Raw genomic sequence first — 23,885 nt, 5'->3', positions numbered from 1 at the left:
TTTTAGTGTTTCCCGATCTCTGATGAAGCGAGGTGTGGTCGCGCGGCGCTGGGGCCGCGCAGAAGTTCCGTCGACAGGATGCCGATGAAGGCCGCATTGTCGCGGAACCCGGTGACTTGGCCTTTGAGGACTTTTTCCTTGAGCTTGCCCACCGCCTGGACGTTGAACAGCCCGCTTTCCTCAAGCCGTTCCGGCGACAGGACGGCGTCGAGATAGGTGGGTGTCGCAGGCCCGGCGAAGACTTCGCTGTCCGGCGCCCGGTAGGGCTGTTTCGGGCGGTCGATGATGGCGGCGGGCACGAGGCCGCGCGCGACTTGCTTGAGGATGTGTTTTTCCCGAAGGCCGTTGAGCTTGGCATCCGGCGAAAGACTTGTCGCGAAGGCGACGACGCGGTGGTCGAGGTAGGGAAAGCGGCCTTCCACCGCATTCGCCATCATCACCCTGTCGCCCTGGCTGGAGAGGATATAGCCGGGCAAAAGGAAGGCCGTTTCGAGATATTGCGCCTGGTGCAGCGGATGCCAGCGGCGGAAATCGGCCGGCAGTTGTGCAGCGAGGTCGGCCGCGGCGTCGTAGTCGCCGATGACCTGCCGGAGATCGGCGGAGAAGAACAGCTTTGCCGCGGCCGTGGAGCGGAAGCGCGGGCGGTGGGAGTAAAGCGGATCGTCGAGCGCCTCGGCGCCGAAGGCGAAGAAGCGTGCGAGATATTCGGGCGATTGCTGCTTGAGGCCCGGCAGGTAGGGGTATAGCCGCTGGAAGAGCCGGGGTCGCCGAGGCGATTCCGGTTGCCGGCCGCAGAAACGCCGGATCCGGGCCTCGCGAAAAAGATCGTAGCCGGCGAAAATCTCGTCCGCACCCTCGCCGGTGAGCACCACCTTCATGCCCTGTTCGCGCACCCGCGCCGAGAGAAGAGCGAGCGGCACGGGGGCGGTGCGCAGGATCGGACATTCGATGTGGCGCATGACGTCCGGCAGATGCTCGGCGATTGCCGTTGTGGTGCATTCGACGCTGTCGGATAGCACGCCGAGCGAGGCTGCCATCTGGCGCTGCCAGGCGCTTTCGTCGTGCTCCGCGCTGCGGAAGGTCAGCGAGAAGGTTTTGAGGCCGTGCGTCACCGTTTTCGCAGCAAGCGCCGCGATCAGCGAGGAATCGAGGCCGCCGGAGAGATAGGCGCCGACCGGCACGTCGGCGCGTAGGCGGATGCGGGTCGCGTCGTCGAGCAGCGCGCGCAACGCCTCGGTCTGGTCGTCCATCGAACCTGCCGGCGGCGCGTCGTTGCGGTCGGGATAGGAGAGTTGCCACCATGGCCGGATCGTGCGCCCGCCATCCGCGACGATCATCACATGGCCGGGCGGCAGCGCGTGGATGTTGCGATAGGCGGTGCGCGGCGGGATCGGGCACCAGAGCGTAAAGATCTGGTCGAGCGCCAGCGGATCGATCTCGGCCGTCATGCCGGGAAGCGCCAGCAGCGCCTTGATCTCGGAAGCGAAGAACAGGGCGCCGTCATGCTGCGTGTAGAAAAGCGGGCGCACGCCCATGCGGTCGCGGGCGAGAACAAGCGTGCGGGTCCGCTCGTCATGGAGGGCGAATGCGAAGTCGCCGTTGAAATCGGCGAGGCAATCGAGACCCTTCTCGGCATAGGCGGCGAGCAGCACCTCGGTGTCGGAGGTCGTGCGGAAGCGATGGCCGCGGGCCTTCAGGTCGTCGCGCAGCTCGACATAGTTGAAGATCTCACCGTTGAAGGAGACGGCGAGCGTTTCGTCCTCGCTCGCCATCGGCTGGGCGCCATCGGCAAGCCCGACGATGGAAAGCCGGCTATGGGCAAGGCCGGTGTCACCGCGGATCACGATGCCTTCCGCGTCCGGCCCGCGGTGCCGCAGTGCTGCGACCATGCGGCGGAGGTAGTCCGCCGCCCGCTCGGGCGCGATGTTTCCTCCATGATATCCGGCGATCCCGCACATGGCCGTTATCCGAAACGATCGCCGATGAGGCGCGTCCAGCCTTCCCCGGCAAGGCCGTTGAGGAAGACCTGGCCGCTCGTCATGGCAGCGAGGAGATCGGGGTGGCGGCTATGCACGATGGTCGAGGACGTGTGCAGGAAGGCGCATTTCTTGCCGATCATCGCCTGCAGCAGCATAGGCTGCGTGCGGCCGCGGATGGCGGAAAGGCCGCGCGCATGGGCGTTGCGCATCAGGCAGTCGATGACGATCGATTCCTGCCCCGGCTCGGCCAGAACCTGCACCGTGCGGCCGATGCCGCCGGCATTGCCGTAATAGAGATAGAGGCCGATCGCCTTGCCGGACCTGGTTTTCACGACATGCTGGACCCGCTCGCCGTGCAGCGCCTTGCGTGCGGCGTGGCCAAGCATGGCTTCCACGATCGGCCGGTCCCAGACGGGGCGAAGCGCATACTGGCGCACGAACTCCTGGCACAGGCCGGCAAATTCCGCGTCCGTCGCCGGCGTGTCGACAAGCGCATCCGCCTTGCCGGCGAGCGGAATGTAGTGGGACCAGGCCTGTTTCTCGCCGCGCCGGAAGAGCGTGGCATCGATGCCCCTCGCCACCGGGCCGAACAGTTTCAGGGCGGACAGGCGCCCGGCGGCGGCTTCCAGCGCGAAGGCGGCGGGGCGCAGGATGCGCAGCCATTCGAGGCTGTAGGGGGCGAGAACGGTGGCGCGCATGCTGCGCCACATGTCGGTGGAAACGTCGTTCGAGGTTTCGGTGAAGGAGAGGTCCTGCGGGCCGGAGAGCACGTCGCGCAGCAGGCGGGCGCCGGCGAAGGGGTCGTTGTCGCGGTCGTCGCAGGCGAAGGTGCCGCAATTGGCGGCGCGAAGCCGGCGGCCCTCGAATTCCATCTCGACCGGCAGCACGCCGATGAAACCGGAGACGCTGCCGTCGGCGCGCAGATGGACGCGCGAGCGGATATCCGGCTCGCCTGCGGCGAAATCGAGGAAGAGTTTGCTAAGATAGGCCTTCAGGTCGTCGCTTGCCGGCTCGCCGCTCTTGCGCAGCAGGCGCTGGAACAGATCCGCGACTGCACCGACATCCCCGACCTCAAATGAACGTACGCTCGACATCGCGACCCACGCAGAACCTGTTCCCATAGCGGTGTCGGCGGAAAAAGCCGCCTCGATCTGTTTACGCGAGGAGCGTGAACAAAGGGTCAAGGCGCAAACCTGCGGCTGCGGCATAACGTCAGGGCGGATCGGTTGCTTGATTGCACATCTAAAATTTGTAACGATACTTGACGGTAAATTCACATCTATATACGTTACAAATAGCGCTGGACGAAGAGAGCGCATTCGGAGAAGAATTATGAAAGACAGGACGTTGCCGACAGCTCTGTCAGCGATGACGCCTGCCCTTTCGCTGTCGACTGCGGCTATCGCCAAGGACAATCCAGGCATCAAGATCGAAACCCATGAAGCGGGCTGCGACGGCTCGGCAGAAAATCATGAGCGTTCTGTGGGCAGCCGCGCCGCTCGGCTGCATGGTGCTCGGCCTGTTCCTGGTGCTGCTCATCGCCATCTATCTTGCCAGCCTGCAGGACCGTTTCGCCCTGCGTGCAAACCGGACCTGACGGAGAAACGAACATGGCGCTGCTTCTGGGCATCGATAACGGCCTGACGGTCACCAAGGCCGTCCTTTTCGAAGAGGACGGCACGCCGATCGCGGTGGCGCGCCGGCGCGTCCCGCAATCCTTCCCGGCACCGCGCCATGTCGAGCGCGACATGGCCGGCCTGTGGACGGCAACCGCCGAGGCGATCCGCGAGGCGATCGAAAAAAGTGGTCGCCCGGCCGCCGACATCAAGGCGATCGCGGCAACCGCCCATGGCGACGGCCTCTACCTGCTCGATCGTGAAAAACGGCCGCTCGGCCCGGGCATTCTCTCGCTCGACAGCCGCGCCGGCGCGATCATCGAAGGATGGGAGAAGGACGGCGTTGCCCGCAAGGCGCTGGAATTGACCGGCCAGACCGCGCATGCCTCGGCACCTTCGGCGCTGCTTGCGCATATCAAACAGCACGAGCCGGAGCGTTACCGCGCCATCGGCCACGTCTTCACCTGCAAGGACTGGCTGCGCTTCTGCTTGACGGGCGTCGTCGGCACGGACCTGACCGAGGCGAGCACGAGTTTTACCGATGTGCGCACGCAGGCCTATGACCCGGCGGCGCTGGAGGTTTTCGGGCTCGGCGATCTCTGGCCGGCCTTGGCGCCCGTCTCGCGGCCGGACGAGATTGTCGGCACGGTGACGCGGGCGGCGGCGGAGGCGACAGGCCTTGTCGAGGGCACGTCGGTCGCCGCCGGCCTGCATGACGTGACGGCCTCGGCGCTTGGCATCGGCGGCCATGCGCCGGGTGCGCTTGCGGTGGTTGCCGGCACCTATTCCATCAACGAACTGGTCACCGAAACGCCGATGGTCGATCCGCGCTGGTTCTGCCGCAACGGCATTCGCAAGGGCTGGTGGAATTCCATGGCGATCTCGCCGGCCTCCACCGCCAACTACGACTGGTTCCTCGACAATTTCTGCCGCGACCTTCTGGAAAAGGCCGAGCGTGAAGGCACCGACATCCACACCCTGCTGCGGCCGGAACTCGACCGCGCCCTGGAAAAGCCGTCGGACATCCTCTTTCACCCCTTCCTCTTCGGCTCGCCCTTCGGCAGTGGGGCGAGCGCCGGCTTCTTCGGCGTGCACGGCTGGCACGAGCGCGGCGACCTCTTGAAGGCCGTGCTGGAAGGCATCGTCTTCAACCACAAGCTCCATATCGACGACCTGCTCTCCGCGGTTCCGGTGAAGCGTCTGCGCATCAGCGGTGGCGGTGCCCGCAGCGCTGTTCTGGCGCAGATGTTTGCCGATGCGACAGGGCTTGTTGTGGATGTTTCCTCCGCGGATGAAGCGGCCGCCTGGGGTGCGGCGCTTGTCGCGGGTGCCGCGGTCGGCCTCTATCCGAGCGCGGAGGAGGGGGCGGCCACCACCACCCGCATCCTGCGTTCGCACGAGCCCGATCCGGTGCGCGGCGCTGAACTTGCCGAGCGCTACAATCTCTATAGACAGCTTGCGGATGCGATGTCGCCCCAGTGGCGGGCCATCGAGGACCTCGCAAAACGGTCAGGGGAGGCCCGGGGATGAAGGCGGAAGCACGGCGCGAGGAGATTGCCGATTATATCATGCGGGCCGGCCAGGCCCGTATGGAGGACCTCGTCGAGCATTTTGGCGTGTCGCGCATGACCATCCACCGCCATATCGATGCGCTCGCCCAGCAGGGCGTGCTGCGCAAGCTGCATGGCATGGTCACGGTCCAGCCCTCCGGCCTCTACGAAAGCACGTTCCGCTACCGCGAGACGATCGGCAAGGCCGAGAAGGAAGCGCTCGCACGCGCCGCCATGGCCTATGTCGAGGCGGGGCAGGCAGTGATGCTCGACGATTCGTCGACGGCCTGCGCGCTCGCCGACCTGCTGCCGGAGGCCCATCCGCTCACCGTCATCACCAACAGCTATGTCTCGGCCGGCAAGCTGATCGATGCCGACGAGGTGGAACTGATCAGCCTCGGCGGCAAATATCACCGCAATTACAATGCCTATATCGGTATCACCTGTGAAAAGGCCGTGGCGAGCCTGCGGGCCAACGTCCTCTTCTGTTCGGCCTCCGCCATCGACGGCGTGACGGCCTTCATCCAGGACGCGCAGGTCACCAAGGTCAAGCAGGCGATGATGGCGTCGTCCAGCCGCACGATCCTGCTCGTCGATTCCTCGAAATTCGGCAAGGTCGCGCTCAATGTGCTGGGTGATCTCACGGCCTTCGACGTCGTGCTGACGACGGACCGCGTCCCCGAAGCCGACCGGGCGCGGCTGAAACAGGCCGGGGTCAAACTTGAAATCGTGAAAGTGGGCAAGAGTACATGAATGCGATTGCAACAACCGCCTTTCCCGGCGGCATGGACGAACGAATGGCGGCGATGGAAGCGCGCGGCGAGATCGATGTGCTGATCGTCGGCGCGGGCGTGAACGGGGCCGGTCTCTTCCGCGACCTGACGGCCCAGGGGCTCGATTGCCTGCTCGTCGAGAAGAACGACTATGCCGCCGGCACGAGTGCGGCGCCCTCGCGTCTCATCCATGGCGGGCTCAAATATCTCGAAACCGGCGAGTTCCGCCTCGTCGCGCAGTCCACGCTGGAGCGCAACCTGCTGCTCGCCAATGCGCCGCACTACGTCAAGCCGCTGCCGACGCTGATCCCGATCTTCTCCTGGACGAGGGGCATCGGTGCCGCCTTGCGCACCCTTTTCGGCTCGAAGAGCGCGCCGCGCAGCCGTGGCGCCCTGCTGATCAAGATCGGCCTGATGCTGTACGATTTTTACGGCGCCCGCCATCGCGTCATGCCCAAACACTCGACCGCCGGCCGGGCAGCGTCGCTACGCGACCTGCCGGCGCTGACGCCCGATATCGTGGCGACCGGCACCTATTACGACGCCACCGTCACCCATCCCGAGCGCCTGATCCTCGAACTCGTGCGCGACGGCCTTGCCGATAGCCCACGCTCCGCGGCGCTCAACCATGTCCGGCTGGAGCGCGCGGCAGATGGCGCGCTGACCGTGCACAGCCTCACCGGCGAGGCGGCCGCGACCGTGCGGCCGAAAATCGTCGTCAACGCGGCAGGCCCCTGGATCGACGAGGTCAACGCCATCCTCGGCGAGCCATCGCGCATGATCGGCGGCACCAAGGGCTCGCATATCCTGCTCGACCACCCCGATCTCCTGAAGGAACTGAAGGGGCGGATGATCTATTTCGAGGCGGATGACGGGCGTATTTGTCTGGTGTTCGAATATCTCGGCCGCGCGCTGGCTGGCTCGACCGACATCAAGGCCGCCAATCCGGATACGGTGCGCTGCGAGGCCGACGAGGTGGACTATCTGCTCGAAAGCCTGCGCAAGCTGCTGCCGAAGCTGCGTTTTAGCCGCGACCAACTCGTCTATGTCTATAGCGGCATCCGCCCGCTGCCGGCGTCGGACGCCAAGGACCCCGGCCTCATCACGCGCGACCACGCGACGCCGATCCTCGAACCCGTCGCGGGGCGTCCCTATCCGGTCTATTCGCTGGTCGGCGGCAAATGGACGACCTTTCGCGGCTATGCGGAGGAGGTTGCCGACATGCTGCTCACGCGCCTCTCCAAAACGCGCAAGGTTTCCACCCGAGACCTCGCCATCGGCGGCGGACGGGCTTATCCGAAGACCGATGGAGATCGCAAAGCCTGGATTGCGAAGCTCGCGCGTGAAAGCGGCCTGCCCGAAGCCCGCATCGGCGAGTTGCTCGCGCACTACGGCACGGGTGCAAGCGCGGTCGCCGCCCATATCGCCGCCTTCCCGGGCGATGCATCGCTTCCCGACGCGGCGGACTACAGCACGGGCGAGGTGGACTACGTGCTGCGCAACGAACAGGTCGGCTCGCTTTCCGACCTCGTTTTCCGCCGCACCACACTCGCCGTGACCGGGCGGCTGACGGCCCGGCTGGTTGCGGCCTTGGCCCAACAGACAGCGGAGACGTTCGGCTGGGACGCCACCCGTCAAAACGATGAAATTGCGGCCGTTCGCGAGCGGCTGAAGACGTTCCATGGCGTTGATTTGAAATGACGCCCGAGAGTTAAGACGAGAAGATGGCGCGCGCCAGCGCCTGGGGTCTCCGGCCGGACCGCGAACTCGGTGTCGACAATACGATCACCGATGCGGCCCTGCGGGAAGACGGAAACGTTTAAGCGGAGGCTGTCGGCGTTCCGGCCGCTTTGCCGGCCGTCGTTATCGGCGGCGGGGCTATGCCGGCTGCCTGTTCGCAGACGTCGACATGCCGCGCGAGCGCCTGGTTGGATAGCACTGCGCTGATGGTGGTGATATCGCGCCCCTGATATTTGGGCATCTGCTGGACTGCTTTCAGTCTCTCCAGAAGTGCGAAACGGCTCATGATATCTCCTGCTCTGAATGGTGTGTGGTGGTCGGTGGAAGCCCTTTGAAGTGCTGGATCGGTCAGGATGGCCAGAAGAATGAGGCGGCCGTCAGGCCGCCTTCTTGCCCGCGTCGAACGGGATTTCGATGTCGACGGCCAGCGTCGAGACCTGGGCGCCGCGTTCCATCTTGACGGTGACCTTCTCGTCGTCGACCTGCATGTGCTTCGAAATCGCCTTCAGGATTTCGTCGCGCAGCTTGTTGATGAGGTCCACGTCGCCGGTCGAGGCGCGCTCGTGGGCGAGCAGCACCTGCAGCCGCTCGCGCGCGGCGGGCGCCGATTGGGGGCGGGAAAAGAAACGGAACAGGTTCATGCCGCTTTCCTTCCGAAGATCTTGCCGAGGAAGCTGCGCTTGTCGCCCGGAATGGTGACCGGCAGGTCTTCGCCCTTCAGCCGGCGAACCGCCTCGAAATAGGCAAGTGAGGGTGCGCAGCGGTTGTCTGCGAGCGTGACCGGCGCGCCGACATTGGAGGCGCGCAGCACGTCCGTGCTTTCCGGAATGATGCCGAGCAGCGGGATCGACAGGATTTCCAGCACGTCGTCCACCTTCAGCATGTCGCCGCGCTCGGCGCGGGCGGCATCGTAGCGGGTGAGGAGCAGGTGCTTTTCCATGCGTTCGCCGTTTTCGGCCTTCAGCGTCTTGGAATCGAGCAAGCCGATGATGCGGTCGGAGTCGCGTACCGACGAGACTTCCGGATTGGTGACGACGATGGCGACATCCGCATGGCGCATGGCGAGCGTGGCGCCGCGTTCGATGCCGGCGGGGCTGTCGCAGATGACCCAGTCGAAGGCGTTCCTCAGGGCGGCGATGACCTTCTCGACACCTTCCGGCGTCAGGTTATCCTTGTCGCGGGTCTGTGAGGCGGGCAGCAGGTAGAGCGTCTCGACGCGCTTGTCGCGGATCAGCGCCTGGGTCAGCTTGGCTTCGCCCTGGATGACGTTGACGAGGTCGTAGACGACGCGGCGTTCGGCACCCATGACGAGGTCGAGATTGCGCAGGCCGACGTCGAAATCCACGACCACGACCTTGTCGCCGCCTTGCGCCAGCGCGGCGCCGAGGGCCGCGGTCGACGTCGTCTTGCCGACGCCGCCTTTGCCCGATGTAACCACGATTACCTTGCCCATTGACCTCTCCAGTTATGTGAACACGCTTCGGTTCAGCCGAGTATTGCAGCCTTGATCGTTTCGCCTTCCAGCCAGATCTGCACCGCCTTGCCGCGCAGTTCCGGTTCCATGTCGTCCGCCGTCTTGTAGAAGCCGTCGATGGCGATCAGTTCCGCTTCGAGCTTGCGGCAGAAGATGCGTGCCGAGCTGTTGCCCGTGGTGCCGGCCATCACCCGGCCGCGCAGCGGGCCGTAGATGTGGACCGAGCCGCCGGCGACGACTTCCGCGCCGGACGCGACCGAGCCGATGATGGTGACGTCGCCTTCGGGGAAGAAGACGGACTGCCCCGAGCGCACGGGCCGGGTCACGACAATCGACGGCGTCGCCATCGGGACGGTCTGGACCGGCGGCGCACTGATCGGCGCCACCGCGACGCTGGATGCGGGTTCCTGCGTTTCCGTCTCGCCTGCTGCCGGGGCCTCGATGTCGGCCGTCGGGCGACCATCGGTCATCGCGGGCGGCATGTCGGCGCCGAGCTGCGAAGAGCGCGCGCCTTCGATGCCCATGACCCGCACGTTGCGGGCGTTGAGCTGGCTGACGAGTTCGCGAAGCTCGGAACGGTCGACGTCCAGCCCCTCGACATCGAGCACCACCGGGCGGCGCAGGAAGAAGCCGGCGGAACGGGCAGCCAGGTCGTCGAGCCGCACCAGCCAGTCCTCGAAGGGAAGCTCCGGGGTCAAGGCGAGTGCGAGGAAGGAGCGCCCCTTGAGGCGGATCGGCCGTGGTTGAGTTAACACGTCAGTCATCTTGGTTAATTTTCGGTTGCTTCGGTGTAACGGTGAAATGGTTAACAAACCATTAATTCGCAGGTCTAACTGGCGCGAGGCATGACGATGCGACGATCCGCGCGGGATGGGCGTCGCGGAAGATGGTGATGTCAGCTAATGTTTTGAAAATGAAATATTTTTTACTTCGGATTTTTCGTCCGTGGCGTGCTCGAAATTTGCCATCCGGCAGGGCGCCATGTCGCAATTCGAGCGGCGGCACAGATGGCGGCATTGGGCTCCGCCATCCTTGTGATTCTCTCGTCGCCGACGGGCCGTAGCCCTGTCGGCGGAGCGGTCAGATGAGGCCGTATTGCTGTGCCTTGTTGCGCAGGAACGGCAGGCCGTTGTCCATGACCTCCTCCATGTCGCGCGCGACCGGGCGCCAGACGGCGAGGCCATAGGCGACTTCCGCTGGCATGTTGATGAAGCTTTCCATGGCGAGCCCGCCCTTGAAGCCGATGGCGGCGAGCGCCGCGTAGATCTCGTCCCAGGGGACGTTGCCATAACCGGGCGTGCCGCGGTCGCTTTCGGAAAGGTGGATGTATTTCAGGTGGTCGCGGGCGATGATGATGCCGTTTGCGGCACCCTTTTCCTCGATGTTCATGTGGTAGGTGTCGAGATGGACGAAGACATTGTCCGCGCCGACGCGCTCCACCATGTCGACGGCCTGCTGCGCCGAGTTGATCAGGTGGTTCTCGTAGCGGTTCACCGCCTCGACGCCGAGCTCGATGCCATATTGCTTGGCATGTTTCGCCGCCGCCTGGAGCACCCGTGCGATATTGTCGTATTCGCCTTGGGTGGGCGGCACGCCGGTGCGCTCGCCGATGCCGCCGAAGATGACGCCGGAGAGTGCCTCGGCGCTCATTTCCGCGGTCTTCTCGATGGCGACCTTGAGGTGCTCGATCGCTGCATCCGGCCGGACGGAGGCCCAGGCGCGCTCCGGCAGGCCAAGCGAGCAGACGGCGCGCAGCTTGTTCTTCTGCAGGAGATCGCGGGTGTGTTTGGTATCGACCGCGGGCGGGTTGAGGAGCGCGATCTCGATGAAATCCATCTTGTAGTGCACCGCGCCGGCAATCGCCTTTTCGGCGCCTGCCTGATCCCAGTTCATGGTCCACATGCTGGTATGAACGCCGAAGCCTTCCATGGTCGTCTCTCCTATTTTGTAAGCTTGATGAACTTGGCCGAGGCCCAGCGCAGCACCATCACCACGATGAGCAGGATGCCCCAGACGGCGGTTGCCAGATGCTGGTTGGCGCCGAGCAGGTTGAGCCCCGAGGACAGGAGCTGCAGCACGACAAGCGCCACGAAGACGGGAAGCACGCGGCCAAAGCCGCCGAACGGATTGATGCCGCCGAGGAAGCAGGCGAGCACGGTGATCAGCAGGTAGGATTCGCCGTGGCCGATGCGCACCGAATTGAACCGCGCCAGCATGATGATGCCGGCAACCGCCGCAATCGCGCCCGAGAGCATGTAGACTAGCACCAGCACCTTGCGGGTGTTGATGCCGGAATAGCGGGCGGATTCGATGTTGGAGCCGATCATATAGGTGGAGAAGCCGAGCTTGCTGCGCGAGAGCAGGACGTGGCACGCCAGCACGCAGGCGATCAGGATGAGCAGCGGCACGGGAATGCCGAGAAGGCTGCCGTGGCCGATCGGCGCGATGAAGCCGGGAAAGCCGGAAATATCGCCGCCGCGTGTGAGAAATTCTCCAAGGCCGCGGAGAAAGATCATCATCGAGAGCGAGACGAGAATGGGGTGGGCGCGGGTGAACGCGATGACGAGGCCCATGACGAGGCCGCTTGCCGCCCCCACGCCGAGCGCCAGCAGCGAGCCGAGCAGGAAGGCACCCGGGCCGGCATCGGCGCCGCCATTGGCCTGCAACACCCAGGCGAGCGTCAGGCCCGCGATGTTGGCGGTGAAGGTGATCGCCAGGTTGAGGCCGCCGGTCAGGATCGGCAGCAGCATGGCGAGCGTCAGGATGCCGAGCTCGGGAAGCTGGAAGGCGACCGAGCCAAAGGTCGCGGCGGTGAGGAACTGCGGCGAGGCGAGGCCGAAGACGATGAGCACGGCGGCAAGCGCTGCGAAGGGGCCCGCCATGTCGGCGCCGAAGATCGCGTTGAAGCGGGTGGCAAGCGCGTTCATCGATCGTCTCCCTTTCTGGTGCGCATCGGCAGCAGGGTTTCCAAGCGGGCGCTCGACAGCGTAATGGCGGCGAGGATGATGGCACCGACGATCATCTTGAAGGCGAAGGGCGAGACGCCCATCAGGTTGAGGCCGTTCTGGGTGATGGAGACGAGCAGCACGCCGAGCACGCAGCCGAGCACCGTGCCCTTGCCGCCGCCGAGCCGCGCGCCGCCGAGCACGACGGCGGCGAGAACGTCGAGCTCGCGGCCATAGAGCGCGTTGGGCACGACCTCCTGCGCGTAATGCGCCTGCATGAGCCCGGCAATGCCCGCCATCATGCCGAGCCAGCCGAAGGCGATGAACTGCATGGCGCCGATATTGATGCCGAATCGGCGCGCACCCTCCGGATTGTCGCCGAAGGCATAGAGCTGGCGGCCGGTCGTCGTGCGGGTGATGAAGAGCCAGGTGACGGCGACGCAGACCGCCATGACGACGACCGGCAGCGTGATCTCCGCCCAGCTGCCGTCCGCCATCTCGCGCTCGTAGACGATGACGCGCGTCGTCAGCCAGTCCGGCAGGTTGTAGATCGACACGCCGCGCGTGAAAAACATCAGCAGGCCGAAATAGACGTTGAAGGTGGCGATCGTCGCGACGATCGAGATGATGCGGAAGCGGTGGATGAGGAAGGCGTTGACGAGGCCGAGCCCGATGCCGGCGGTTCCCGCGATGAGCAGGCCGGAGACCCAGCCGCCCCCGCCGATGCGTTCCAGGAGGAGCGCCGCGACATATTGCACGACGGATGCGGCGACGGCGAAGGAGATGTCGATGCCGCCGGCAATCAACACCACGAGCAGGCCGACGGCGAAGATGATGTTGACGGCGCTGATATTGAGCAGGTCGAAGGCATTGCCGAGGGTGAAGAAGCGCTCGGTCGTGAAGGAGAGCACGATGCTGATCGCGATGATGACGGCGAAAAGCACGGCCTCGGTGGTGTGGGCGGCAACGAGCTTACGCATAGACGGCCGCCTCGATGTCCTTGAGCGTCGTCGCGCGCGGATCGTGCCAGCCGGCCATGCGGCCCTTTTCCATGTGAAGGACCCGGTCGGCGTTGAAATAGACCTCCGGCACCTCGTCCGAGATCAGGATGATCGCAAGCCCGGCTTCTGCGAGCCGCGCGACGATCTCGAAAATGCCGGCGCGCGCGCCGACATCGACGCCGACCGTCGGCGAATCGAGGATCAGCACCTTGGGATCGGTGGCGAGCCACTTGGCGATCGCCACGCGCTGCTGATTGCCGCCCGATAGCGTCGAGATCGCATCCTCCTGCTGGCCGATCTTGACGCCGAGATCGGCGATCCAGCGCGAAACGAGCGAGCGCTTCTTCGCTGGCGAGATCAGCCGGCCGCTGAGAATGCGGTTGAGCGAGGCCATGACGAGGTTGTCGGCGATCGACTGCGGCTGGTTGAGGCCGAGCGCGAGACGATCTTCCGAGAGATAGGCGACACCGGCGGCGATCGCCTGCCGGTTGGAGGCAAAACGCACCGGCTTGCCCTCCAGCGTGATCGTGCCGGCGGCGGGCTGGCGCATGCCGAAGAGCGTCAGCGCCAGCTCGGTGCGGCCCGAGCCGAGCAGGCCGGTAATGCCGAGCGTTTCGCCGCGGCGCAGGTCGAAGGCGATGTCGCTGAATTCGCCCGGCCGGGAGAGGCCCTGCACGGAGAGCACGACGGGGTTTTGGGAAATGTCATGGGCACGCACGGACTGGTCGAAGGTGCGGCCGGTCATCAGCTCGGTGATCCGCGACTGCGTCATGCCTTCGACCGGATAGACGCCGACCAGCGCGCCGTCGCGCAGCACGGTGAGGCGCGAGGAGATTTCGAGCACTTCCGCAAGCCGGTGGCTGACGAAGACGACGGCGACCCCGGAGCCGGAAAGCGTGTGCACGATCGCCAGCAGGTGATCGGTCTCCGACTGGGTCAGCGACGCCGTCGGCTCGTCCATGAAGACGATGCGCGCCTCGCCGACCAGCGCGCGGGCGATCGCCACGATCTGGCGCTGGGCGATGGCATAGTCCTTGAGCGGCCGGTCGACGTCGAGCGTCACGCCGAGCCGGGCGAGCGCATCCTCGGCTATCTTGCGGATCGCCGGATAGCGGACGAAGCGCGGGCGCGCGCCGGACAATGTCTGGAAGGCAATGTTTTCCGCGACGGTCATTTCGGGAAAGAGCGCGAGATCCTGCCAGATCACCTGGATGCCGAACGATTGCGCGATCCCGGGCGTCATGGACGAAACGGCCGCGCCGTCGAAGACGATCTCGGCGCCGCCGGCCGGCCGGTAGACGCCGGTGATGACCTTGATCAGCGTGCTCTTGCCGGAGCCGTTCTCGCCGGCCAGGCAATGCACTTCGCCGGGCATGACCTCGAAGGAGACGTTCTTCAGGGCTTTAACCCCGCCGAAGGTCATGTTGATGTTGCGAAGCGAAAGGATCGGTCGGGCGTCTTCGCCTGGGGCCGTTGTCGTGTCCATGCCTGCTGCCTGTTCCGTCGAGCACCGTCAGGGGCGCAAACCGCGCTTTTGCCGAGTGTCGGGCCGGCAGGAATGACCGGCCCGACGCCCCGGGAGGGAGCCTCTTGTCAGAGGCCCATGGCGGCCAGGTCGTCGACCGTGTCCTTGTTGATGGGCAGCAGCTGGTCGACGATGATGTCGTTGCCGACCGGCTTGATCACGCCGAGACCCGGAATGTCGTCGCCTTCCTTGACGCTCTCGCCCTTGATCAGGCGGTCGGCCAGCGTGACGAAGACCTCACCGGCCTGTTTCGGGTTCCACATGAAGCCGCCGGAAATGGCGTCCGACTTGATGAGCTTCTGGCCCTGGCCGGGCGAGAACGGGCCGAGCACGAAGATTTCGCCGGTCTTGCGGCGTTCTTCGACGGCGCGGCCGGCGCCGATCGGACCCTGGCTGCCGAAGGCGAGGAAGCCCTTGAGGTTCGGGTGCGCCGCGATCAGGTCGAGTGCTGTGGAACGGCTCTTGTCGACGTCTTCGGCCACGCCGTAGCGCTCGCCGACCAGCGTCATCTCCGGATAGTTGGCCTTGATATAGGCGATGGCCGCATCCGCCCAGGCATTGTGCAGCGGCACGGTCAGCGAGCCGACGAAGACGGCATATTCGCCCTTGCCGCCCGTCTTTTCGGCGAGCAGCTTGCCATGCGCCTCACCGAAGCCGGTGGACGAGGCAAGCTCGAAGTTCCAGTCCGCGCCCTTCTGCGAGGGCGATTCATGGGTGATGACCTTGATGCCGGCGGCCTGCGCCTTGGTGAGCACGGGTTCCAGCACCTTGGCGTCGTTCGGCACCACGCCGATGACCTTGACGCCCTGGGCGATCAGGTCCTCGATGGCACGCACCTGGAGCGCCGGGTCGGCGCTGGTCGGGCCGACCATGAAGGCATCGACGCCGAGTTTCTGGCCCTGTTCCTTGATGCCGGCCTCCATCGCGTTGAACCACGGAATGCCGCCGATCTTGACGACGACGCCGATCTTCGGCGTGTCCTGCGCGAGCGCGGCAACGGCGCCGGCAAGCGAGAGCGATGCGGCAAAAGCCGCTACGATAAGCTTCCTCATGTCCACTCCTCCTCAAATGGTCGCGTCTGCGAACGAATACGACCGGCCGGCTTTGCGGCAGGTTGTTTCTGGTTTCTCCACGGCGAGGGAACTCCCTTGCCTCCCGTCCCGCCTCCTCCGGCGAACCATCCTGCACAATCGATCTTTCTTTTTTGCACAATCGATGGTGCAATGAATATCCGCCAGGCCCGTACTTTCGTCAAGGGGGATTTCTTCCTAAGGGAACGGGGATAGAAGAGGCAGACATGACAGACACCGGCAAGAAGAAGGCGACGATCTACGATCTCTCGGTCCTCTCGGGCAGTTCACCGTCCACCGTCAGCGCGGTTCTCAACGGCAGCTGGCGCAAGCGGCGCATCAAGGAGGCGACGGCCGCGCTCATCCGGGGGCTTGCCGACGAACACGGTTATACCGCGAACCTCCAGGCCCGCGGCCTCCGCTCCTCCCGCTCCGGCCTCGTCGGCCTGCTGCTGCCGGTCTACGACAACCGCTATTTCTCCTCGATGGCGCAGTCCTTCGAGGCGGAGGTGAGGAGCCGCGGCCAGTGCCCGATCGTGGTCAGCGCCTGCCGTGATCCGGAAGAAGAGCGCCAGGTGGTCGAGACGCTGATCTCCTATTCGATCGACGAACTGTTCATTGCCGGTGCTACCGACCCGGACGGCGTGCACGACGTTTGCGAGAAGGCGGGGCTGCGCTATGTCAACATCGACCTGCCCGGCACCAAGGCGTCGTCCGTCATCAGCGACAATTACGGTGGCGCGCGCATGCTGACGCAGGCGATCATCGAGCGGGCGCTGGAAGACGGCCCGGTGCCGCCGGAGGAGATCTACCTGTTCGGCGGCCGTAACGACCATGCCAGCCGCGAGCGCATCCGCGGTTTTCGCGACGTGAAGCGCGCGATGCTGGGCGGCGATCCCGACGCCTGCATCCGGCCGACCGGCTATTCACCGGGCATGACGGCGCGCGCCTTCGAGGCGTTCTATGCCGATCACGGCAAGCTGCCGCGCGGCTTCTTCGTCAATTCCTCGATCAACCTGGAAGGCCTGATGCGGTTTCTTGCGCAGCATCCGCACGAGACCTTCGCCGATATCGTCGTCGGTTGTTACGACTACGATCCGTTCGGGTCCTTCCTGCCGTTCCCGGTTTTCATGATCCGGCAGGACAGCGAGGCGATGATCACCAAGGGGTTCGAGATCCTCGGCACCAGCCGCGCGCCGGCGGTCACCCATCTGGTGGCGCCGATGCTGGTGCCGCCGCGCACCGCGCTTACCGGCCCGCTCGATGCCCTGAAGGACATCGAGTAGGCGAGCCGGCCTCAGATCTCGAGATAGGACGAGATGATCTGGGCGATCTCGGATTGCGGGTCGCTCGCCGGCGGCTGCTCTTCCGAGACGGTTTCCTCGGCCGACGGTTCCGGCGCATCGTTGCTCATGGCGTTGAAGGCGAAGTTCTGCACCCCGCCACCCTGCGGCAGCGCGGCGATCTGCGCCGAGGTCATCGAGGCAAGCTGGCCCGGCGTAAACGCGCTCGCCTGTTCGGTCGTCAGCCCCGCAAGCGTCGCCGTGCCGAGGCCCGAAATGGCGTTCGAACTCAGCGCGAGGATATGCTCGGGGGTGAACGCGCCGAGGTCGTCGGCGCCGAGGGCCGCCGCCTGTGTCGCCGTCAGCGCGCCGACCTGCTCGGTCGAGAGCGCCCCGATCTGCTGGGCGCTCAGCGCCGACATCTGGCCAAAGGTGAGGGCGGCGACCTGCCCGGTCGAAAGGGCCGAGACCGCTTCGCTGGAGAGCGAGCCGATGGCCGCCGTCGACAGGCCCTTGATCGCGGCGGCGCTGATGGCGGCCAGTTCGTCGGTCGAGATGGTCTGCATCTGCGCGGTGGTAAGGCCGCCGATGCCCGGCACGGCGAGCGCGCCGATCTGGGCGAGCGAGAAGGCCTCCACCTGATCGGTGCTGAGTGCCGCGATCTGGGCGCTGCTGAGCCCGCCGACCTGGCCCGTCGTCAGCGCGGCGATCTCGGCCTCGGAGAGTGTTGCGAGATAGCTCGGCGGCAGGCCCTTGATGGCGCTGGCGCCGATTGCGGCGAGCTTTTCGGGCGTGAACGTATCGAGCGCCTGGGTCGAAAGGCCGGCCAGCGCGGCAGAGCTGAGCCAGCCGATCTGGCCGGCGGAGAGCGCTTCGACCTGCTCCAGCGTCATGCCGGCGGCCTGCGCCCCGGTGAGGCCGGCCACGCCGCTGGCGGAGAGCGCGGCGACCTGGCTCGGCGTCAGCGCCGCCACGTCTTCCACGTCGAGTGCCGCCACCTGCTTGGAGCCGAGGGCCGCGAGCTGCTGGGTCGACAGCGCGCCCACCTGGGTTGACCTGAGCGCTGCGACCTGCGCGGTGGTGAGCCCGCCGATGCCGACCGCACTCAGCGCCGCGATCTGGCTGGCGGAGAAGCCGGCAAGCACGGCCGGCGTCAGGCCGCTGATGGCGGAGGCGCTGATCGCCGCCATGTCGGCGGTCGAAAACAGCGCGATGTAGGCCGCATCGAGCGCCGCGATCTGGCGCGAGGTGAGCGCGCCGACCTGGGCGCTGGTCAGCGCCTCGACCTGGTCGGCGGTCAGCGCCGCAATCTGGTCGCTCGTCAGGCCCGATATGCCGGTGGGGCTGAAGGCGGCGATCTGGCTCGTGGTGAGCGAGGCGAGCATGCCCGTCGTCAGGCCGGTAATGGCGCGCGAATTGATCGCGGCGAGGTCGCCCGGTGAGAACAGCTCCAGGTCGTCCGCGCCGAAGGCGGCGATCTGCGTCGAGCTGAGTGCTGCGATCTGCGTGCTGGTCAGGGCCTCGGCCTGGAGGGTCGAGAGCGCCACGATCTGGGCGGTGCTGAGGGCCGCGATGCCGGCGGTGCTCAGCGCCGCGATCTGTGCCGTCGAAAGAACCGCGAGGTCGTTCGTGTCGAGCGCGCCGATCTGGATGGAGCCGAAGGCGGCGAGCTGGGCCGTCGTCAACGCCTCCAGCTGGTAGGTGTTGAGCGTATCGATCTGCACGCTTGTGAGACCTGCGGCATTCAGCGCGGCGATCTGGCCGGTGGCGAGGGCGGCGATCGTCGCCGTCGACAGGCCGGCGACAGCGCTGGAGGAGATGGCGGCGATCTCGCCGGCCGTGAAGGTCTCCATCCGGTCGGGCGCGAAGGCGGCGATCTGTGTCGAGCTCAGCGCGGCAACCTGGGTGCTGGTCAGCGCCTCGGCCTGGAGGGTCGAAAGCGTGGCGATCTGGGTCGAGGTCAGGCCGGCGACGCCGGCCGGGCTCAGCGCCGCGATCTGCGTCGGCGACAGGGCGGCGATGTCTTCCGTGCCGAGGGCCGCGATCTGCCTGGAGCCGAGGGCGGCAAGCTGCGCCGTGGTGAGGGCGCCGACCTGCTCGCTGGTGAGCGCCATGATCTGGCTGCTGGTCATGCCGGAAAGACCGGCCGGGCCAAGCGCCGCGATCTGGCTCGTCGTCAGGGAGGCGAGCATCGCCGTCGACAGGCCCGCCATGGCGCTCGAGCTGATGGCAGCCATGTCGGCGACGGAGAACGTGTCCAGGTCGTCCAAGCCGAGCGCTGCGATCTGGCGCGAGGTGAGTGCTGCGACCTGGATGCTGGTCAGGGCTTCGGCCTGGGCGGTGCTGAGTGCCTCGATCTGCTCGGTCGACAGGCCGGCGATGGCGGCGGTGCTCAGCGCCGCAATCTGGGCGGTGGAAAGGGCTGCGATATAGTCCGTGCCGAGCGATGCGATCTGCCGGGCGTCGAGCGCCTTGACCTGCGCGGGTGTCAGCGCATCGAGCTGCTGGCTGGTGAAGGCCGCGATCTGGCGCGGTGCCATGCCGCCGATGGCCGCCGTGCTGAGCGCCGCGACCTGGGCCGTGGAGAGGCTGGCGATCGTTTCGCTCGAAAGGCCCGTGATGGCGCCCGCGCCGATGGCGGCGATCTCGCGGGTGGTGAAGGTGGCGATCTCGTCCGTCGCGAAGGTCGCAAGCTGCACCGCGCTCATCGCGCCGATCTGCGTGCTGGTCAGCGCCTCGGCCTGGGCGACGTTGAAGGCTGCGACCTGCCTTGCGGTCATGCCGCTGATGCCGGCCGCACTCAGCGCGGCAACCTGGGCTAGCGAAAGCGAGGCGATCGTTTCGGTAGAGAGGCCCGAAATCGCGGCCGAGCCGATGGCGGCGATGTCCTGCGTGGAGAAGGTGGCGATGTCATCCGGCCCGAAGGCGGCGAGCTGCGTGGCGCTCAGTGCCGCCACTTGGCTGCTGGTCAGCGCCTGTGCCTGCGCGGTGTTCAGCGCTTCGATCTGCTGCACGCTCATCGCGCCGATGGCGGCGGTGCTCAGCGCCGCGATCTGCGCCGTCGTCAGCGAGGCGATCATCGCCGCCGACAGGCCCTTGATAGCGTTGGAGCTGATTGCCGCGATCTCCTTCGTCGTGAAGGTCGCGATGTTGTCGGTGCCGAGTTCCTTGATCTGCTCGGAGGTCAGCGTGCCGATCTGCGCGCTGTTGAGCGCTTCGGCCTGGGCGGTGGTGAGCACGGCAAGCTGCTGGGAGTTGAAGCCGGCAATGCTGCCGGCATTGAGCGCGGCGATCTGCGCGGTCGACAGCACCGCCACCTTGTCCGTTCCAAGCGCTGCGATCTGCGCCGAGTTGAGGGCCGCCATCTGCCTGGTGGTGAGATTGGCGATCTGTGCCGTGTTGAGCGCGGCGATCTGGCTGGACGTCAGGCCGGAAACGCCAAGTGCACCCAGCGCCCCGAGCTGTGCCGACGAGAGCGCGGCGAGGTCTGCGCTGCTCAGCGCCGCGACCTGTCCGCTGTTGAGGGCGGCGATATGCGCGGTCGTCAGCGCCGCGATCTGGCCGGAGGATAGCGCTGCCATCTGGTCGGAGGCGAGGCCGCTGATGGCGCCGGCATTCAGGAATGCGATCTGCGCGGGCGAAAGCGCAGTGATGTCCTCCGAAAGCGCCTTCACCTGGGCCGCGGTCAACGCCTTGACCTGGGCGGTGGAAAGCTGGCTGACCTGCTGCGAGGTGAGGGCCTCGACCTGGCCGGTTGTCAGGCCAGCGACTGCATTCGTGCTCAGGGCGGCGAGCTGGCTTGCGGAAAGGGCAGCGACGGTCAGCGTGCTGAGGCCGGAGATGGCACGGTAGCTCAGCGCCGCGATCTGGGCGGTGGACAGCGCCTGGATGTCTTCCGCTTCGAGGGCCGCGACCTGCGCGGAGCCGAGGCCGGCGATCTGCACGGTCGAGAACGCCGCGATCTGCGACGACGACAGGGCTTCGATCTGCGACGCCGTCATGCCGGACAGCGCGTTGCGGTCGAGCGCCGCGATCTGCGCGGTCGACAGTCCGGCGAGCACGCCAGCTTCCAGGCCGGCAATGGCCTTGGTGGTGATCGCCGCGATATCGGCGGTGGAGAAGGTCGCGATGTCGGCGGAATCGAACGCGGCGAGCTGCGCGGAGCTGAGCGCCTTGATCTGAAGTGCGGTCAGCGCCTCGACCTGTGCGGTGCTCAGCGCATCGAGCTGGGCCGTGGTGAGGCCGGTGATGACGGCGGTGCTGAGCGAGGCGATCTGCAACGTGCTGAGTGCCGCGAAGAAGTCGTCGCCCATGCTCTTGATCTGGGCCGGCGAGAGGCCGGCGATCTGGGCCGGCGACAGCGCGGCGATCTGCTCGCTGGACAGTTCCCCGAAGGCGGCCGAAGTGATGCCGGGCATGGCTTTGGTGTTGATCGCTGCCATGTCGGCGGTAGAGAAGGTCGCGATTCCGTCCGCGCCGAGTGCCGTGATCTGCTTGGCGCTCAGCACGCGCACCTGCGTCGGCGTGAAGGCCTCGATCTGCTCGGGCGACAGGGCGGTGAGCTGCGCGGTCGTCAGGCTTGCGATGACGGCGGTGCCCAGCGCAGCGATCTGTTCCGTCGTCAGCCCGGCGATGGCGTCGCTCTTGAGGCCGCCGATGGCCTTGCTGTTGACCGCGGCGAACTGGGCCGGCGTCAGCGCGGCAAGCGCGTCGCTGTCGAGGGCGGCGAGCTGCGATGCATTGAGCGCGCTGATCTGGCCCGGCGACAGCGCCTGGACCTGCTCGGTGGTGAGTGCGCGCGACTGCGCCACCGTGAGGCCGGTCAGCGCGCCGCTGTTCATCGCGGCGATCTGGTCGGTCGAAAGCGCCGCGAGCGCATCCGTGCTGATGCCCGAGATCCCGCGATTGGTAAGCGCCGCCATGTCGGCGGTCGAGAAGGTGGCAAGCGCCTCCGGCGTGAGCGCCGCGAGCTGGAGGGCGTTGAGCGCGCGGACCTGGGTCGGCGACAGCGCCTCGACCTGGTCGGTATCGAGGGCTGCAAGCTGTGCCGGCTTGAGGGCAGCGATCTGCGCGGTGGTTAGGGCTGCGATCTGGGCGGTGGTGAGGTTGGCGAGCGCGTCGCTGCCGAGGCCGCTCAGCGCGTTGTTCTGGATCGCGGCGATGTCGGCTGCCGAAAACTCTTTGAGCGCATCGAGCGTGAAGGCGCCGAGCTGGAGCGCGCTCAGCGCCTTGACCTGCGAGGGCGTCAGGGCTTCGGCCTGGGAGAAGTTGAGTTCCGCGATCTGCTGGGCGGTGAGGCCGGGAATGGCCTTGGCGCTGATGGCGGCGATATGGGCGGGCGACAGGCCGGCAATGGTGGCGGTGCTGAGGCCCGCGATGGCGCTTGCCGAAAGGGCGGCGATATTTGCCGTCGAGAAGGTCGCGATGTCGACGTCGTCGAGCGCGGAGAGCTGCGCGGCGGTGAGCGCCTTCACCTGGAGCGCCGAGAGGGCTCCGACCTGCTCGGTTGCGAGTGCATCGATCTGGTCGGTCGTCAGGCCGGGAATGGCTTTGCTGTTGATGGCGGCGATCTGTGCGGTGGTGAACGAGGTCATGCCCTCCGCGCCGAACGCCGCGATCTGCTTTCCGTCGAGCGTATTGATCTGGACGCTGGTCAGCGCCGCGATCTGGTCCGGCGTGAGGACGGCGATCGCGGCGGAGCCGAGACCCTTGATCGCCTTGTCGTTGATGGCGGCGATGGCGCCGCTCGACAGCGCCGCGACGTCGTCGGAGGAGAGGGCGGCGATCTGCGTGGCATTCATCGCGCGCACCTGCGCCGGCGACAGGACCTCGACCTGGTCGGGGCTCAACGCCGCGATCTGTGCAGCCGTCAGACCCTGAATGACTGCCGGAGTCAGCGCTGCAACCTGCTCCGTTGAAAGGGCGGCCATAGCGGCGGTGCTGATGCCGGAGACCGCGCGGCTGGAGATGGCGGCAATGTCTTGCGCCGAGAACGTGGCCAGGCCTGCGGCCCCCATGGCGCCGATCTGCAAGGCGTTGAATGAACGGACCTGCGCGGGCGAGAACGCCTCGATCTGGTCGACGTCCAGGGCGTTGATCTGCGCCGAGGTGAGGCCGGTGACCGCGCTGGTGCTCAGCGCCGGAATCTGGGTATCGGAGAAGGCGGCGACGGCCGCCGTGCTGAGCGCGGCGATCTGCGCGGGCTTGAGCAGGGCCACCTGCGCGGTGGTGAGTTCGCGGATCTGGTCGGGCGTCAGCGCGCTTGCCTGCGCCGTCGTCAGGCCGGCAAGTGCCAGCGGACTCAGCGCTCCGATCTGCGCGTCGGAAAGGGCGGCGATGGTGGCGGCGCTCAGGCCCTGCACGGCCTTGTAGCTGATCGCGGCCATGTCCTCGGTCGAGAAGGTCTTGATATCGTCCGGGCCGAGCGCCTGGAGCTGGGCGGCGCTCAGCATGCGGACCTGCGCGGCCGTCAGCGCCTCGGCCTGGTCCTCCGTCAGCGCGCCGATCTGCTGTGTGGTGAGCGCGCCGACCTGCGACGGCGTCAGGCTTTCCACGTCGGCTTTACTCAGCATGCCGAGCTGGTCGAGCGTCAGGCCGATGATCGCGCTCTGCGAAATGGCGCTGAGCTGCCGGGAGCTCAGGGTATCGATGTCCTCGGTTTCCAGCGCGGCGATCTGCGCGGAGGAAAAGGCGCCGAGCTGGCCGGTCGAAAGCGATGCCACATCCTCCGTCGACCAGCCCTTGATCGTCGTTACCGAAAGCTGCTTGATCTGGGCGATGCTGTAGGAGGAAACGGTCGACGTCATGAGCAAATTCCTGGAAAAATGAAGACGAAAGAACTGTAAATCCGCGTTCTGGCAGATTGCCTGATACAGGGAGGAGCTTGCCTGAGCCTGAAGTTCGGAATCGCCGCCGCAGGCGCCCCGCGG

17 protein-coding genes are annotated in these 23,885 nt (G+C 66.3%); 5 read left to right on the top strand and 12 right to left on the bottom strand.

Annotated features, from left to right (window positions below; all coding sequences use genetic code 11):
* Window positions 1–2 precede the first annotated feature (2 nt).
* Together asnB and VGN93_RS21855 are read right to left on the bottom strand one after the other, a co-directional pair.
* Complete coding sequence (asnB, locus tag VGN93_RS21860; protein ID WP_327509124.1) at window positions 3–1,958, bottom strand: asparagine synthase (glutamine-hydrolyzing); 1,956 nt, start codon at window positions 1,956–1,958, stop codon at window positions 3–5.
* Between the two features lie 5 nt (window positions 1,959–1,963).
* Window positions 1,964–3,073, bottom strand: coding sequence for a hypothetical protein (locus tag VGN93_RS21855; RefSeq protein ID WP_327509123.1), 1,110 nt, complete (start codon window positions 3,071–3,073; stop codon window positions 1,964–1,966).
* A 377-nt stretch (window positions 3,074–3,450) separates the two neighbouring features.
* Between VGN93_RS21855 and VGN93_RS21850 the strand changes: the two genes are divergently transcribed.
* From VGN93_RS21850 to VGN93_RS21835, 4 genes are read left to right on the top strand one after another with little or no spacing between them, the layout of a single operon-like run.
* Window positions 3,451–3,576 carry a hypothetical protein gene (locus VGN93_RS21850; protein ID WP_327509122.1) on the top strand — a complete coding sequence of 42 codons (126 nt, stop codon included), beginning with the start codon at window positions 3,451–3,453 and terminating at the stop codon, window positions 3,574–3,576.
* Window positions 3,577–3,589: 13 nt separating this feature from the next.
* The gene (locus tag VGN93_RS21845; RefSeq protein ID WP_327509121.1) at window positions 3,590–5,125 is read left to right on the top strand and encodes an FGGY-family carbohydrate kinase; all 1,536 of its coding nucleotides are present in this window, start codon (window positions 3,590–3,592) and stop codon (window positions 5,123–5,125) included.
* The gene (locus VGN93_RS21840; RefSeq protein WP_327509120.1) at window positions 5,122–5,898 is read left to right on the top strand and encodes a DeoR/GlpR family DNA-binding transcription regulator; all 777 of its coding nucleotides are present in this window, start codon (window positions 5,122–5,124) and stop codon (window positions 5,896–5,898) included. Before VGN93_RS21845 ends, VGN93_RS21840 begins: the two co-directional genes overlap by 4 nt.
* 32 nt (window positions 5,899–5,930) lie before the next feature.
* The gene (locus tag VGN93_RS21835; protein WP_327509278.1) at window positions 5,931–7,619 is read left to right on the top strand and encodes a glycerol-3-phosphate dehydrogenase/oxidase; all 1,689 of its coding nucleotides are present in this window, start codon (window positions 5,931–5,933) and stop codon (window positions 7,617–7,619) included.
* A 118-nt stretch (window positions 7,620–7,737) separates the two neighbouring features.
* Here VGN93_RS21835 and VGN93_RS21830 read toward each other — a convergent pair whose 3' ends face one another.
* The 9 genes from VGN93_RS21830 to VGN93_RS21790 all read right to left on the bottom strand — a co-directional run bounded on the left by VGN93_RS21830 (window position 7,738) and on the right by VGN93_RS21790 (window position 15,655).
* Window positions 7,738–7,944 (bottom strand): hypothetical protein, encoded by a 207-nt coding sequence (locus VGN93_RS21830; protein WP_319314419.1) that lies wholly within the window; start codon window positions 7,942–7,944, stop codon window positions 7,738–7,740.
* Between the two features lie 91 nt (window positions 7,945–8,035).
* On the bottom strand, window positions 8,036–8,299 hold the full coding sequence (gene minE, locus VGN93_RS21825) for a cell division topological specificity factor MinE (RefSeq protein ID WP_319314421.1): 264 nt from the start codon (window positions 8,297–8,299) through the stop codon (window positions 8,036–8,038).
* A complete protein-coding gene (minD, locus tag VGN93_RS21820) occupies window positions 8,296–9,111 on the bottom strand; it encodes a septum site-determining protein MinD (RefSeq protein WP_319314423.1) in 816 nt (271 codons plus the stop codon). Before minD ends, minE begins: the two co-directional genes overlap by 4 nt.
* A gap of 32 nt (window positions 9,112–9,143) precedes the next feature.
* Window positions 9,144–9,896, bottom strand: coding sequence for a septum site-determining protein MinC (minC, locus tag VGN93_RS21815; RefSeq protein ID WP_319314425.1), 753 nt, complete (start codon window positions 9,894–9,896; stop codon window positions 9,144–9,146).
* Window positions 9,897–10,212: 316 nt separating this feature from the next.
* Entirely contained in the window at window positions 10,213–11,061 is an 849-nt protein-coding gene (locus VGN93_RS21810; protein ID WP_327509119.1) for a sugar phosphate isomerase/epimerase family protein, read from the bottom strand.
* An 11-nt stretch (window positions 11,062–11,072) separates the two neighbouring features.
* Entirely contained in the window at window positions 11,073–12,059 is a 987-nt protein-coding gene (locus VGN93_RS21805) for an ABC transporter permease (RefSeq protein WP_327509118.1), read from the bottom strand.
* Entirely contained in the window at window positions 12,056–13,057 is a 1,002-nt protein-coding gene (locus VGN93_RS21800; protein ID WP_327509117.1) for an ABC transporter permease, read from the bottom strand. Before VGN93_RS21800 ends, VGN93_RS21805 begins: the two co-directional genes overlap by 4 nt.
* Window positions 13,050–14,564, bottom strand: coding sequence for a sugar ABC transporter ATP-binding protein (locus VGN93_RS21795; RefSeq protein ID WP_327509116.1), 1,515 nt, complete (start codon window positions 14,562–14,564; stop codon window positions 13,050–13,052). Before VGN93_RS21795 ends, VGN93_RS21800 begins: the two co-directional genes overlap by 8 nt.
* A 107-nt stretch (window positions 14,565–14,671) precedes the next feature.
* Complete coding sequence (locus VGN93_RS21790; RefSeq protein WP_256116487.1) at window positions 14,672–15,655, bottom strand: substrate-binding domain-containing protein; 984 nt, start codon at window positions 15,653–15,655, stop codon at window positions 14,672–14,674.
* 245 nt (window positions 15,656–15,900) lie between these two features.
* Here VGN93_RS21790 and VGN93_RS21785 point away from each other — a divergent pair, with 245 nt between their 5' ends.
* On the top strand, window positions 15,901–16,959 hold the full coding sequence (locus tag VGN93_RS21785; RefSeq protein ID WP_319314436.1) for a LacI family DNA-binding transcriptional regulator: 1,059 nt from the start codon (window positions 15,901–15,903) through the stop codon (window positions 16,957–16,959).
* 11 nt (window positions 16,960–16,970) lie between these two features.
* Here VGN93_RS21785 and VGN93_RS21780 read toward each other — a convergent pair whose 3' ends face one another.
* The gene (locus VGN93_RS21780; RefSeq protein WP_327509115.1) at window positions 16,971–23,762 is read right to left on the bottom strand and encodes a hypothetical protein; all 6,792 of its coding nucleotides are present in this window, start codon (window positions 23,760–23,762) and stop codon (window positions 16,971–16,973) included.
* Between the last annotated feature and the right edge of the window lie 123 nt (window positions 23,763–23,885).

The sequence above is a fragment of the Shinella sp. genome, from assembly GCF_035998705.1.
In the GTDB taxonomy this organism is placed as follows: domain Bacteria; phylum Pseudomonadota; class Alphaproteobacteria; order Rhizobiales; family Rhizobiaceae; genus Shinella.
Note: the sequence above shows the minus strand (reverse complement) of the source record. Positions and strands in the feature narration are given on the sequence as shown.

Coding starts and splice junctions, on each gene's coding strand:
- asnB (WP_327509124.1), bottom strand. CDS start 1,958: ATGTGCGGGATCGCCGGATATCATGGAGGAAACATCGCGCCCGAGCGG.
- VGN93_RS21855 (WP_327509123.1), bottom strand. CDS start 3,073: ATGTCGAGCGTACGTTCATTTGAGGTCGGGGATGTCGGTGCAGTCGCG.
- VGN93_RS21850 (WP_327509122.1), top strand. CDS start 3,451: ATGAGCGTTCTGTGGGCAGCCGCGCCGCTCGGCTGCATGGTGCTCGGC.
- VGN93_RS21845 (WP_327509121.1), top strand. CDS start 3,590: ATGGCGCTGCTTCTGGGCATCGATAACGGCCTGACGGTCACCAAGGCC.
- VGN93_RS21840 (WP_327509120.1), top strand. CDS start 5,122: ATGAAGGCGGAAGCACGGCGCGAGGAGATTGCCGATTATATCATGCGG.
- VGN93_RS21835 (WP_327509278.1), top strand. CDS start 5,931: ATGGACGAACGAATGGCGGCGATGGAAGCGCGCGGCGAGATCGATGTG.
- VGN93_RS21830 (WP_319314419.1), bottom strand. CDS start 7,944: ATGAGCCGTTTCGCACTTCTGGAGAGACTGAAAGCAGTCCAGCAGATG.
- minE (WP_319314421.1), bottom strand. CDS start 8,299: ATGAACCTGTTCCGTTTCTTTTCCCGCCCCCAATCGGCGCCCGCCGCG.
- minD (WP_319314423.1), bottom strand. CDS start 9,111: ATGGGCAAGGTAATCGTGGTTACATCGGGCAAAGGCGGCGTCGGCAAG.
- minC (WP_319314425.1), bottom strand. CDS start 9,896: ATGACTGACGTGTTAACTCAACCACGGCCGATCCGCCTCAAGGGGCGC.
- VGN93_RS21810 (WP_327509119.1), bottom strand. CDS start 11,061: ATGGAAGGCTTCGGCGTTCATACCAGCATGTGGACCATGAACTGGGAT.
- VGN93_RS21805 (WP_327509118.1), bottom strand. CDS start 12,059: ATGAACGCGCTTGCCACCCGCTTCAACGCGATCTTCGGCGCCGACATG.
- VGN93_RS21800 (WP_327509117.1), bottom strand. CDS start 13,057: ATGCGTAAGCTCGTTGCCGCCCACACCACCGAGGCCGTGCTTTTCGCC.
- VGN93_RS21795 (WP_327509116.1), bottom strand. CDS start 14,564: ATGGACACGACAACGGCCCCAGGCGAAGACGCCCGACCGATCCTTTCG.
- VGN93_RS21790 (WP_256116487.1), bottom strand. CDS start 15,655: ATGAGGAAGCTTATCGTAGCGGCTTTTGCCGCATCGCTCTCGCTTGCC.
- VGN93_RS21785 (WP_319314436.1), top strand. CDS start 15,901: ATGACAGACACCGGCAAGAAGAAGGCGACGATCTACGATCTCTCGGTC.
- VGN93_RS21780 (WP_327509115.1), bottom strand. CDS start 23,762: ATGACGTCGACCGTTTCCTCCTACAGCATCGCCCAGATCAAGCAGCTT.